The following is a 13,184-nucleotide window of genomic DNA, read 5'->3' as shown; positions in this document are numbered from 1 at the left end:
AAAATTAAACTTAAACATTTAAAAATGCATCAATTATAAAGATTGATGCATTTTGTGTATTTAGCAATAAAATGTGGGTTGAGCACTAATTAGTCTAATGTTTTTTCATTAAATTTCAGTTACGATAAATTATTCTATAATCCCCAGTTAGAAAAAATGAAAAAAATTACCCCTAAAGAAATTATTATAGTTATATATCTTTTCGTCTTCATTATTTTTATTTCTGTCAATTTTATAATCCTAAATAAAACAAAATCTACCCTAAACAATATTCAGCAAGTCCAAACAAAACAAAATCAATTAGATAACTTACATAAATTAATCTACTTAAATAACAAGCTAGATTATACAGCACAAAATTTTATTAAAACCAAAAATAAAATTTGGAAACAAGAATATCAGCAAAGTAAAAAACAACTATCTAAAACTCTAGACAAGCTAACATCTCTCCCTTCTGTTGTAACCAATTCTTTAGATACTTTATTAGTTTTACAAAATAATTCTTTCCTAAAAAAAAACAGCAATACACAAGCTTATCCACTACCTATTAATAGTCAACTCTACAAAAATTACCAAAATCTATTTTTCAATCAAATAGAAAAAACATACTTAACTACTAATTCTACTACACAACAAGCAAAGAATAAATTAGCTCATAAAATAGAAAAAATACAGAAAAAAATAAACCAATTTATTTTTTCTAGATATATAATACTTACCATTTTTGCTATTTTAGGTTACTTATTATACAATTATTATCACAAAATCAAAAAGTTAAACATTCAAGTTTCAGCCTCTAAAAACAAATTAAAAAATACCATTTTAAATTTATTAGAAGGCTATTACACCGCAACTGTTGATGGAAAATTGATTTACTATAACAATGAGTTTGAAAAAATTTTAGGACTAGACAACACTATAGATCACACAGGAACTAGTATTGTAAAATTCTGGGCAAACCCTCAAGATCGAAATCAATTTATTTCTGAACTAAAAAGAAAAGGATACGTAAAAAGCTTTGTGGTTAATGCCCTAAAACAAGACAAAACACCTTTTGTTGCAAAAGTAAGTGCCAGAGTTATTAAAGATGAGCATAACAATATTGTAAAAACAGAAGGAACGTTTTTAGATATTACTGCTGAAAGACAAGCCGAAGTAAAACTTCAAAAAACACTAGAAAGACATCAAAAATTAATAAATTCTGCTATTCAAGGTTTATTTAGAGTAGAATTTAAAACACCTTTAAAAACAGGATTACCCGTTAATGAACAAATAGAAACATTGTTAGAAAACGCTTATTTGGTAGAATGTAACAACCTTGCAGCCAATTTTTATGGTTTTAAAAACGCACAAGAAATTATAAACAAACCTATAGGTATTTTATGGGACAATAATAAAACGGCTAAAGAACTTATAAAACTATACATTACTAGCAAATACACATGGACAAATGTTACCACCAAAGAAATTACAAAGCAGAATGAACAAAAATACTTTTTAAACAACATTGTTAGTCTTTATAGAAACGAAACAGAAATAGAAGGTTGTTGGATTTCTATGATTGATATAACAGAACGCATTCACACAGAAAAAGCATTGAAAAAAAGCGAAGAACGAAGCAACTTGGCTTTAACTGTTAATAATGATGGATATTATGATTGGAACATAGACACCAACAAAGTATATTACGACTCTACTTACTATACTATGGCCGGGTATCAACCTAATGAATTTCCTGGAACCGTAGCAGAATGGGAAAAACGAGTACATCCTGAAGATTTAGAATATGTACAACTAAAAACCAATGATTTTCTTTCTGGAAAAACAAACAAATATGATGAAGCTTTTAGATTTCTGCAAAAGAATGGAGAATGGATGTGGATACGGTCAAGAATTAAAACCTTTAAAACTGATGACAACAACAACCCCATAAGAGTTATTGGTACACATACTGATATTACTAGCCAGAAAAAAGCAGAACATGCCTTAAAGGAAAGCGAAAAAAAATTTAAAAGTTTTATACATCACGCTCCAGATGCTTTGTATGTGCACGATGTAGAAGGAAACATAATTAATACCAACATAAAAGCCACCAAAGATTTAGGCTTCACTATTGATGAAATTAAAAATATGACGGTTTTTGATATAGATGTAAACGAAAAATTTATAGACAAAAAACTATTAAAAAAAACCTGGACACAATTAGATGCCACACAAAGCGTTTTACTTTTTGGAACCCACAAAAGAAAAAATGGAACAACATTTCCTGTAGAAGTTCATTTAAGTACATTTTACAACAGTAATAAAAAACTTTTCTTAGCTTTTGTAAGAGACATTAGCGAAAGAAAAAAAGCAGAAGAAGAAACCAACAAACTTACAAAAGCAATAGAACAAAGTCCTATTTGTATTATGATCACCAATCCTAAAGGAGATATAGAATATGTAAATCCTTGCTTTGAAAAAACAACAGGTTATAGTTTTGATGATGTAATAGGTAAAAACCCACGAATTTTAAACTCTAACTACCACACAAAAGAATATTACAACACTATGTGGAAAAACCTAAGCAAAGGAAAAGCTTGGGAAGGAGAATTTAGAAACAAAAAGAAAAACGGAGATCTATATTGGGAAAACGTAAACATTGCCCCTATTAAAAACGATAAAAATGAAATTACTCACTACATAGCTTTAAAAGAAGACATTACTGAAAACAAACAAATTTTATGCGATTTAGAAAAAGCCAAAAACAAAGCAGAAGAATCAGATAGGTTAAAAACAGCTTTTCTAACTTCTATGAGTCATGAAATTAGAACCCCTCTAAATTCTATTGTAGGGTTTTCTAACATTATAGCAGAAGAAACTACCAATCCAGAATTTATAGAATTCACAAAAATTATCAACTCGCAAAGTGAAGCTTTATTACAATTAGTTGATGATTTAATTTACTTTGCTAGAATAGAATCTGAATCTATAGAAATAAACCAAACAACTTTTGATCTTAATACCTTACTTGATGAAATTTACGAAACTTACGACCATAAGTGTAGTACTAAAGTAACCATCAACCTAGAAAAGCACTACTCTAAATTAATGATATACTCTGACAAAAGTAGGCTTAAACAAATTTTTATGAATTTAATGTCTAATGCTATTAAATTTACTCATAAAGGCACCATTAACTTTGGATACAAACCAGACAGCAATAACAACATTACCTGTTTTGTAAATGATTCGGGTATAGGTATTCCTGAGCACAAACAAGCAGTTATATTTGACCGCTTTGTTAAATTAGATGATTTTTCTCAAGGAACAGGTTTAGGACTTTCTATTGTAAACAAACTACTTGAACTCATGAACGGAAACATTAAACTTGTTTCAGAAAAAAACAAAGGTTCTCAATTTTCTTTTCACATTCCGTTTCAAATAAAAAATATTATTTCAGAAGAAACCAAAAATCAAAATACGACAAAGAAACCTTATATTGTTTTGGTTGCAGAGGACAACGAGAGTAACTTTGCTTATCTAAAACAAGTATTAAGTAATGTGGTTGATGAATTACTTTGGGCTCATAATGGTTTAGAGGCTGTAAAACTATGTACCGACAACCCAAACATTAACCTGGTATTAATGGATCTTAAAATGCCTGTTATTAATGGATGGGAAGCTACAGAGCAAATAAAACAAATAAGACCTGAACTACCTATTATTGCGCAAACAGCCCATACTTTTAAAGAAGATGAGGAAGAAGAAAAATTAAAATTCAACAATTACATATACAAACCTATTGCTAAAAACACTTTGATTGATATTGTAAACAAATACAAGCCATAATTATTAAAAAAGCCATTTGTAATTTTTACAAATGGCTTTTTTTAATATGTTTTAGTTTTAATTTAATTGGCAATATCACTAATAAATTTTATACGCATTAATCGCAATTCTTCATCGTCATAATCACCATCAAACTCTTCTAAGGCATCTTTTATGCTATCGCTTTCCGCTTCCATAAAATAATCATGAATTTCTTCTTGCTGATCTTCATCTAGAATATCTTCTAAATAATAATCTATATTTAATTTAGTTCCAGAATATACTATAGATTCAATCTCCTTAATTAAATCATTCATCTCAAGACCTTTGGCACTTGCAATGTCTTCTAAAGGTAGTTTTCTATCGGTGTTTTGAATAATATATAGCTTTAATCCTGATTTTTCTCCGGTTGTTTTTACAACCAAATCATCTGGCTTTTCTATATTGTTTTCATCTACATATTTAGCAATCAACTCAATAAATTCTTTTCCAAACTTTTTTGCTTTCCCATCTCCTACTCCATGAATATTAGATAACTCTTCTATAGTGGTTGGATATTTTAAAGTCATATCTTCTAAAGAAGGGTCTTGAAAAATAGCATAAGGGGGAATTCCTTTCTTTTTACCAACCGTTTTCCTTAACGATTTTAACAAACTCATTAACTGAGCATCTGTAGTTGCTGCAGCTTTATTTTTTGCATTGGCTATAATTACAGCTCTATCATCTTCATCTACATATACGTGATCTTCCGTCATCATAAATGAAGTTGGGTTTTCTAAAAAATCTAATCCTTTAGGAGTTAATTTCACCACGCCATATTGCTCAATTTCTTTACGCAAATAACCGGCCACTAAGGTTTGTCTAATTAAGGCTGTCCAATATTCATTATTTTTATCTTTTCCAAGTCCAAAAAAGTCTCTTTCATCTGTTTTGTGAGAAATTAACATGGCATTGGCTTTCCCCATTAAAGTAGCAACAATGTCTTTAGTTTTGTACTTTTCTTTAGACCCCTTTATCACTGTTAAAAGTGTCACTACACTTTCTTTGGCTTCGGTTTGTTTTTTAGGATTTTTGGTATTGTCATCCATTTTAGCTCCCAATCCGTTTACAGGATCAAACTCTTCTCCAAAATAATGCAACAAATACTGTCTTCTACTAATTGAGGTTTCTGCATAGCCTACTACTTCTTGCAACAAAGCGTGTCCTAATTCTTGCTCAGCAATTGGTTTGTTTGCCATAAATTTTTCTAGCTTTTCTATGTCTTTATACGCATAAAAAGCCAAACAATATCCTTCACCATCATCTCGTCCTGCTCTACCAGTTTCCTGGTAATAGCTTTCTAAACTTTTAGGAATATCATGGTGAATTACATAACGTACATCGGGTTTATCTATTCCCATTCCAAAAGCAATAGTGGCTACAATTACATCTACATCTTCCATTAAGAACATGTCTTGATGTTTGGCTCGAGTCTTAGCATCTAAACCTGCATGGTAAGGCAACGCAGAAATACCATTTACTTGTAATGTTTGTGCCAACTCTTCTACCTTCTTTCTGCTCAAACAATAAATAACTCCAGACTTTCCTGTTCTTTGTTTTATAAACCGAATAATATCACTCGCTACTTCTTTGGTTTTGGGTCTTACCTCATAAAACAAATTGGGTCTGTTAAAAGAAGCTTTAAACGTATTGGCATTATTCATGGCCAATGTCTTAATAATGTCTTCTTGTACTTTTGGTGTAGCTGTAGCTGTTAAGCCAATAATAGGTACATTTCCTATTCGCTGAATAATTCTTCTTAAGTTTCTGTACTCTGGCCTAAAATCATGTCCCCATTCAGATATACAATGTGCTTCATCAATTGCAAAAAAAGAAATATTTTGCTCTTTTAAAAAGTCTACATATTCGTCTTTGGTTAAAGATTCTGGAGCTACATATAATAATTTTGTAATTCCAGTTTCTATGTCCGATTTAACTTTGGCTATTTCTGTTTTATTTAACGATGAATTTAATACGTGTGCAACACCTTGGTTTTCAGAAATTCCTCTAATGGCATCAACCTGATTTTTCATTAACGCAATTAATGGAGAAACTACTATTGCAGTTCCTTCTTGCATTAATGCTGGTAATTGATAACAAAGCGATTTTCCACCACCTGTTGGCATGATTACAAAAGTATCATTTCCTTCTACAATGCTTCTTACAACATCTTCTTGTAAACCCTTAAATTTGTTAAAGCCAAAATACTTTTTTAGCGGCCCGTACAAATCAATTTTATCTTGATTCATAATAATAGTATGCTAATTTTAAATACATTTGCAATTAAAGATATAACTTTTTTTTAGTAAAAAAATTACAACCTTGAATAACGATATACTTTCTATTGCCAAGAAAACTATTGAACTAGAAAGCAATGCAATTGCTAATTTAACCAAATTAATTGATTCCAATTTTGAAAATGCCATAAAATGTATTTTAAATAGTACAGGTAGGGTAATTATAACTGGTATTGGAAAAAGTGCAACAATTGCTACTAAAATTGTAGCCACACTAAACTCTACCGGTACACCTGCTATTTTTATGCATGCTGCAGATGCTATACATGGTGATTTGGGAATTATTCAAAACAATGATGTGGTAATTTGTATTTCTAAGAGTGGTAACACTCCAGAAATTAAAGTACTCATCCCACTTATTAAAAGAAACAACAACCCAATTATTGCCATTACAGGTAATAAAGATTCCTTTTTAGGAACCCAAGCTACTTATGTATTAAACACTTTTGTAGAAAAAGAAGCTTGTCCTAACAACTTAGCACCTACTACAAGTACCACTGCTCAATTGGTAATGGGTGATGCCATTGCGGTAACACTATTAGAACTGAATCAATTTACAAGTAAAGATTTTGCCAAATATCATCCAGGAGGTGCATTAGGTAAAAAATTATATTTACGTGTAAGTGATTTGGTTGAAAATAATGAAGCTCCAAAGGTGGATACTAATACAACGGTAAAACATGCTTTGTTAGAAATATCAAACAAACGTTTAGGAGCAACAGCTGTTTTAGAAAACGATGAACTAAAAGGGATTATTACCGATGGTGACATCAGACGAATGCTGAACAAAAGCGATGATTTTTTAACGCTTACTTCTAAAGATATTATGTCTACAAATCCTAAAAAAATAAATATTGATGCCATGGCCATTGAAGCAATGCAGGTTATGGAAACTCATAATATTTCTCAATTAATAGTTGTAAACAAACAAAACCAATACAAAGGAATTGTACACATTCATGATTTAATTAAAGAAGGGATTTTCTAAAAAACTATGGAAGAAAACAAAGAAATGTCTTTTTTAGACCACCTAGAAGAATTAAGATGGCATTTGGTAAGATCTACCTTATGCATATTTATATTTACCATTATTTTATTTGTGTTTCAAAAACAAGTATACAATCAATTTTTACTTGCTCACTTACAACCCGATTTTATAACCTATCAATGGTTTTGCGATATTTTTACGCAACTAGGTTTAGAAAGCAGTTTTTGTAACATTAACTTTAATGCCAAACTACAAAGTTTAGCACCTACCAATCAGTTAATGAATGCTTTGTGGTCTAGCTTTATATTAGGCTTAATCCTATCGTTCCCATATATTATTTGGGAAATGATGCGTTTTATAACTCCAGGATTAACAGCTAAAGAACGACAAAAAAGTAAAGGATTTATTGTAATTGCTACACTGTTGTTAATGTTAGGACTTTCTTTTAGCTACTTTGTTATTGCCCCTATGTCTGTTTATTTCTTTTACAATTATCAAATTACAGACTTAATTGTAAACAACTTTCAATTTGACAGCTATATTGGATTAATTACCAACACCTTATTAGGTGTTTCTGTGGTATTTGAATTGCCTTTGGTGGTTTATTTTTTAACAAAATTTGGATTGATAACCCCTGAATTTTTAAAAACCTACAGAAAACACGCTTTGGTATTGGTTTTGATAGTTTCTGCAATTATTACTCCACCAGATGTTGCTAGTCAAATTATTGTAGCTATTCCTATTTTAGTTCTTTATGAAATTAGTATTTGGGTGTCTAAAATAATTGTTAAAAAACAAGACAAATTGTAATTTATGATTTTAAGAGCTGACAATATTCAAAAAATATACGGTAGTAGAAAAGTTGTAAAAGGAATTTCTTTACAAGTAGAACAAGGTGAAATTATAGGATTATTGGGTCCTAATGGTGCCGGAAAAACAACTTCCTTTTACATGATTGTTGGAATGGTAAAACCTAACGAAGGTCATATTTATTTAGACAATCAAGAAATTACAGATTATGCCATGTACAAACGTGCACAACATGGTATTGGATATTTAGCTCAAGAAGCATCTGTATTTAGAAAATTAACAGTAGAAGAAAACATTCTTTCTGTACTGCAATTTACAGACAGAACCAAAGCAGAGCAAAAACAAAAATTAGAAGAATTAATAGAAGAGTTTAGTTTAGGGCATGTAAGAACCAACCGAGGAGATTTATTGTCTGGTGGTGAAAGACGTAGAACCGAAATTGCTAGGTGTTTAGCATCGGATCCTAAATTTATTTTGTTAGATGAACCTTTTGCTGGGGTAGATCCTATTGCGGTAGAAGATATTCAATCTATTGTAGCTACTTTAAAAGACAAAAACATTGGTATTTTAATTACCGATCATGATGTACAGGCTACTTTAGCCATTACAGACAAAACCTACTTAATGTACCAAGGAAGCATTCTAAAAAGTGGAACTCCGCAAGAACTAGCCGATGACGAAATGGTTCGTAGAGTTTACTTAGGAGAAAGTTTTGTTTTAAAAGAAAATAGATTTAAGAAGAAGTAATTTTTACTTCTTCTTATTATTATTTAGAGTTGATAGTAACAAGTACATTAAAATAATTGCAGGAATTGCAGCTAACTTAATTACAACTATCAAAACTACAGATAATAGTAAGAATATATACTTTAGCTTATTTTCTGCAAAAGCAAAAGTTTTAAACTTTAAAGCAAACAATTCTATATTTGCGTTTAGCATATAACAACTCAATACCGTTATCAATAACAATACATACTGATTATCTACAATATAACTAATGTATTGATATTCTGAATACACATGCATTAAAGGCAAAGAAAGAATAAACAAAGTATTAGCAGGTGTTGGCAAGCCTACAAAATTCTCCGTTTGGTTTTCATCAATATTAAAATTGGCCAATCGGTAACAAGATGCTAGTGTTATAGAAAAACCTAACATTGCTACAAACGGAAAGTTTTCAAAACCATCTATATAAGTCAACGGTTCGCTATTTCCAGATTTTAATAGCATTTGTACCATTACAATACCTGGAACTACACCACTAGTAACCATATCTGCCAAAGAATCTAATTGTTTTCCCAACTCACTTTGTACATGTAACAAACGTGCTGCAAATCCATCAAAAAAATCAAAAAAGATACCTAGCATTACAAACAAAACAGCAAACTGAATTTGATTGTTAACTGCATACACTACTGCCAAACATCCTGATAATAAATTTAACAAGGTTAACAGATTTGGAATAAACTTTAAAATTTTCATAATTGCAATGTGTTTATTAGCACTACAAAGCTAAACATACTTTTGTGTAAGTAAATAAAATAAGTTAATTTAAATTTGTCCTCTTTTCTTAAAATTGAAACAATATATTTGTATACTTTTAGACTATCATTGAAACTACATTACTTTTGAAGAAATTCTATCATCTATCTATTTTATTTCTGTTTACTGCCCTAACCGCACAAGCTCAGCTAGTTCGTAGTTACTCTAATGAATATTTAAATATTGGTATTGGTGCTAGAGCAATGGCAATGAGCAAATCTGTATCGTCTTTTACCTCGGGGGTAGAGGCTGGTTACTGGAATCCTGCAGGGGTAATTACTGTACAAGATTTTGAATTTGCAGCCATGCACAATTCTCTTTTTAACGGAATTGGTAGTTACGATTATTTTGGTGCAGCATTGCCCATAGAAAGAGATGATGTGGCTATGAGTATATCTGTAATACGACTAGGGGTTGATAATATTTTAAACACCACCAATTTAATAGACAGCAACGGAAACATAAACTACAACAATGTATCCTCTTTTTCTAGTTCCGATGTTGCTGCTATTTTTAGTTTGGCCAAAGCTTTTCCTAAGCTACACTTAAACGTAGGGGTTAACGGAAAAATAATTAGAAGAAATATTGGAGATTTTGCCAATGCCAATGGTTTTGGTTTTGATATTGGAGCTCAATACGAATGGAACGGAATTAAACTTGGTGCTGTTATTAGAGATGTTACAACCACATTTACGGCATGGAAAGTAGATGATTTTATTTTTGATAGAATCGCAAATTCTCAAACAATAGAAGAAGGCCAAAATCAAGAAAAACCAAATAGCTACGAATTAACCTTACCTAAATTTCAGATAGGAGCTTCTTATTTTAAACAATTAAATCAAAAATATTCGTTATTAACTTCTATTGATTTGATTGGTAGATTTATAGAAACAAACGATATTGTTTCTTCTGAATATGTAAGTTTTTCTCCAAACCTTGGACTGGAATTAGGCTATAAAAACAAAACCTATTTTAGAGTTGGAGTTGGAAATTTTCAAAACGAAATTGACTTTGATGGTTCTGAATCCGTTACACTAGAACCAAGTTTAGGAATGGGAATAATTTTCAAAAAAATTCATTTAGACTATGCTTTAACCAATGTTGGAGCTAGCTCTGGTATTAATTACTCAAATATTTTTTCCATAAAAATAGAACTTAACGAAATGAGATAATGAAATCATTATACATCCTATTATTTTTTACACTTTCTTTATCGGCTCAAAAAAACATTCAACTATCTTCTAAAGCAGAAATTAGCATTTTAACTTGTGCTCCTGGTCAAAACGAGTTGTACTCAGCCTTTGGGCATAGTGCTATTAGAGTAAAAGATGACTTGAATAATTTAGATAGAGTATACAACTACGGAACTTTTGATTTTAACACTCCTAATTTTTACTTAAAATTTTGCCAAGGGAAACTCTTATATCAACTAAGTAGTTATAATTTTAAATACTTTCCTTATACTTATTACAAAGAAAACAGGTGGGTAAAAGCTCAAATATTAAATTTTAATAAAGAACAAAACCAAAAAGTTTTTAATTACTTAGAATGGAATGCTTTGCCTGAAAACAAAGACTATCATTACGATTTTTTTTATGACAACTGTGCCACCAAAATGCATGAGGTAATAGAAAAAAGTGTTGGAGCTATTGATTTTGATTACACGAACTTTCCAAAAGATTTAACCCATAGAGAACTTATTCACAACTACTTGGTACCAAACTCTTGGGCTAAATTTGGTATTGATTTGGCTTTAGGTGCAGTTATAGACAAAAAAGCAAGTTTAAAGCAATATATGTTTTTACCGGATTACGTGTACAGCGGATTTAAAAACAGCCATATAAACAGTTCTAGACTAATTGCTAAAGAAGGATTTTTGTTACCTGATTACCATTTAAAAGCAAAAAAAACACCTTTTTTACTTAGTCCTTTATCTATTTCTTTATTGATATTATTTTTCTGCTTAATTAGCATATTTAAACCTATACGTACTGGAGTAAATTTTATATACATACTTTACGGAATTTTAGGATTGATTATTTTCTGTTTGTGGTTTTTAACAGAACATAGTACTACTAAAATGAATATGAATATTTTATGGGCTAGTCCTTTACTTTTATTGTATCCGTTTGTAAAACAAAACCTAAAATTCTATTTAAATTATTTAGGAATTGCTCAACTAATTTGCTTTTTAATAATAAGCATTGTTGGTTTTCAGGAATTTAACAAGACTATTTATGTTTTAGCATTTGCAATGCTTTGTTTATATGGTTCCCAAATAAAAAGTAACCACAATAAAACTACTACTGACCTTTAAAGTATAAAACCGTATTAATGGTTTTAATTACAATTTTAAAATCTAAATACAAACTTCTGGTTTTAATGTAATACAAATCATAACGCAATTTTTTTTGTTGTTCTTCTATGGTTGCAGCATACGGATACATTACTTGTGCCCAACCTGTTAATCCTGGTTTAATTACGTTTCTAATACCATATAGCGGTATTTCTTTTTCTAATTCTTTAACAAACTCAGGTCTTTCTGGTCTTGGACCAATCAAACTCATTTCTCCTTTTAAAATGTTCCAAAATTGAGGAATTTCATCCAATCTTGTTTTTCTTAAAAACTTTCCAAACTTAGTTATTCTGCTATCGTTTTTTACAGCCCACTGTGCTCCATTTTTTTCTGCTGTTGTAACCATACTTCTTAACTTAATAATGTTAAAAATCTTTCCTTTACGTCCTACTCTTTCTTGTTTATAAAACAAAGGCCCTCTATTCCCTACTAAATTCCCTAGTAAGATTAAAGGCAAAAAAACTAATAAAGAACTCAAACCTATTAAACCTGTAATAATATCTATCAACCTAAAAATAGCTAAATACAATCTGTTTTCATGGTTTTCACTAAAGTTAAAGTATTTGTAAAAATCTTGGGTTAAATTATTTTCAGGCACACATTGTGTTATTTTTTCTATATAATCTTCATAGTTCACAATATTAATTCCCTGTTCAAAAACACGTACCAATTTTTGATTTAAAACCTCAATATTTTGTTTAGAAAAACCTGTTAATGAAACTATAATTTCTTTCACATCTTTTTGCTCTATAACTTTATTAAAATCGGTTGTAATAACATCTAAAAAACGATAATCATTTTGCCATGGTTGTTCTGAAACATAGCCTATAATCGCATTATCTCTAGCATAGATATCTGCATGATGATACATGTCTAACACTACCTCTTGATTCCCCCCCACAAAAAGAACATGCTTGTAAAATTGTCTTTTAGAAATGGTAAAAATGTAAATGTTTCTCCATAAAAAAACAGATATAAAAATAGTTGCATAAAAGATTAAAATATCTATTCTATTTGAAGGCAGTACAGGTGTTAAAATAGGAGTATATAAATACTGTAACACACATATACAACTTGTAATAAATAAGTTTCTTACTGTTTGAAACCTACTAGCAGAGTCTCTTAAATTAAACATTTGAAAAACTTGTGCCCAAACCAAATAATAAACTACTAAGACTACTGTGTTTGTAGATATAGGCTTGTGTAATACATCTAAATATTTAAAATTAAAAAATAGATTAGAAAGCGTTAAACCTAAGCCTATAAATAACACATCTATAAACCTTAGCAAGGTAATTCTTTCCGATAAATATAATTTTGTTTTTATGGGCATGTTTTAATT

General features: G+C 30.1%; 9 protein-coding genes. 6 read left to right on the top strand and 3 right to left on the bottom strand.

The window, feature by feature from the left end:
* Positions 1–156 precede the first annotated feature (156 nt).
* On the top strand, positions 157–3,831 hold the full coding sequence (locus ACY2IJ_RS00665; protein WP_476725234.1) for a PAS domain S-box protein: 3,675 nt from the start codon (positions 157–159) through the stop codon (positions 3,829–3,831).
* A gap of 62 nt (positions 3,832–3,893) precedes the next feature.
* On the opposite strand, the gene ACY2IJ_RS00660 is transcribed toward ACY2IJ_RS00665, so the two are convergent.
* The gene (locus tag ACY2IJ_RS00660) at positions 3,894–6,098 is read right to left on the bottom strand and encodes a RecQ family ATP-dependent DNA helicase (RefSeq protein WP_476725233.1); all 2,205 of its coding nucleotides are present in this window, start codon (positions 6,096–6,098) and stop codon (positions 3,894–3,896) included.
* A 73-nt stretch (positions 6,099–6,171) separates the two neighbouring features.
* Here ACY2IJ_RS00660 and ACY2IJ_RS00655 point away from each other — a divergent pair, with 73 nt between their 5' ends.
* The 3 genes from ACY2IJ_RS00655 to lptB are packed head-to-tail and all read left to right on the top strand — an operon-like array spanning position 6,172 to position 8,691.
* Positions 6,172–7,134, top strand: coding sequence for a KpsF/GutQ family sugar-phosphate isomerase (locus tag ACY2IJ_RS00655; protein ID WP_476725232.1), 963 nt, complete (start codon positions 6,172–6,174; stop codon positions 7,132–7,134).
* Positions 7,135–7,140: 6 nt separating this feature from the next.
* Complete coding sequence (tatC, locus tag ACY2IJ_RS00650) at positions 7,141–7,944, top strand: twin-arginine translocase subunit TatC (protein WP_476725231.1); 804 nt, start codon at positions 7,141–7,143, stop codon at positions 7,942–7,944.
* 3 nt (positions 7,945–7,947) lie between these two features.
* Positions 7,948–8,691, top strand: a complete 744-nt coding sequence (lptB, locus tag ACY2IJ_RS00645) for an LPS export ABC transporter ATP-binding protein (protein WP_476725230.1) — start codon at positions 7,948–7,950, stop codon at positions 8,689–8,691.
* A gap of 3 nt (positions 8,692–8,694) precedes the next feature.
* On the opposite strand, the gene ACY2IJ_RS00640 is transcribed toward lptB, so the two are convergent.
* Positions 8,695–9,426, bottom strand: a complete 732-nt coding sequence (locus ACY2IJ_RS00640; protein WP_476725229.1) for a CDP-alcohol phosphatidyltransferase family protein — start codon at positions 9,424–9,426, stop codon at positions 8,695–8,697.
* A gap of 146 nt (positions 9,427–9,572) precedes the next feature.
* Here ACY2IJ_RS00640 and ACY2IJ_RS00635 point away from each other — a divergent pair, with 146 nt between their 5' ends.
* Complete coding sequence (locus ACY2IJ_RS00635) at positions 9,573–10,658, top strand: putative type IX sorting system protein PorV2 (protein ID WP_476725228.1); 1,086 nt, start codon at positions 9,573–9,575, stop codon at positions 10,656–10,658.
* A complete protein-coding gene (locus ACY2IJ_RS00630; RefSeq protein ID WP_476725227.1) occupies positions 10,658–11,803 on the top strand; it encodes a lipoprotein N-acyltransferase Lnb domain-containing protein in 1,146 nt (381 codons plus the stop codon). Before ACY2IJ_RS00635 ends, ACY2IJ_RS00630 begins: the two co-directional genes overlap by 1 nt.
* Here ACY2IJ_RS00630 and ACY2IJ_RS00625 read toward each other — a convergent pair.
* Complete coding sequence (locus ACY2IJ_RS00625) at positions 11,790–13,175, bottom strand: exopolysaccharide biosynthesis polyprenyl glycosylphosphotransferase (protein ID WP_476725226.1); 1,386 nt, start codon at positions 13,173–13,175, stop codon at positions 11,790–11,792. The genes ACY2IJ_RS00630 and ACY2IJ_RS00625 overlap by 14 nt on opposite strands.
* Between the last annotated feature and the right edge of the window lie 9 nt (positions 13,176–13,184).

The sequence above is a fragment of the Wenyingzhuangia gracilariae genome (assembly GCF_056387575.1).
The sequence above is the reverse complement of the archived record's forward strand: the minus strand, read 5'-3'. Positions and strand labels throughout refer to the sequence as shown.

Excerpts from the sequence above, each read along its gene's own strand:
- ACY2IJ_RS00665 (WP_476725234.1), top strand. The coding sequence starts at position 157 with ATGAAAAAAATTACCCCTAAAGAAATTATTATAGTTATATATCTTTTC.
- ACY2IJ_RS00630 (WP_476725227.1), top strand. The coding sequence starts at position 10,658 with ATGAAATCATTATACATCCTATTATTTTTTACACTTTCTTTATCGGCT.
- ACY2IJ_RS00625 (WP_476725226.1), bottom strand. The coding sequence starts at position 13,175 with ATGCCCATAAAAACAAAATTATATTTATCGGAAAGAATTACCTTGCTA.
- ACY2IJ_RS00660 (WP_476725233.1), bottom strand. The coding sequence starts at position 6,098 with ATGAATCAAGATAAAATTGATTTGTACGGGCCGCTAAAAAAGTATTTT.
- tatC (WP_476725231.1), top strand. The coding sequence starts at position 7,141 with ATGGAAGAAAACAAAGAAATGTCTTTTTTAGACCACCTAGAAGAATTA.
- lptB (WP_476725230.1), top strand. The coding sequence starts at position 7,948 with ATGATTTTAAGAGCTGACAATATTCAAAAAATATACGGTAGTAGAAAA.
- ACY2IJ_RS00640 (WP_476725229.1), bottom strand. The coding sequence starts at position 9,426 with ATGAAAATTTTAAAGTTTATTCCAAATCTGTTAACCTTGTTAAATTTA.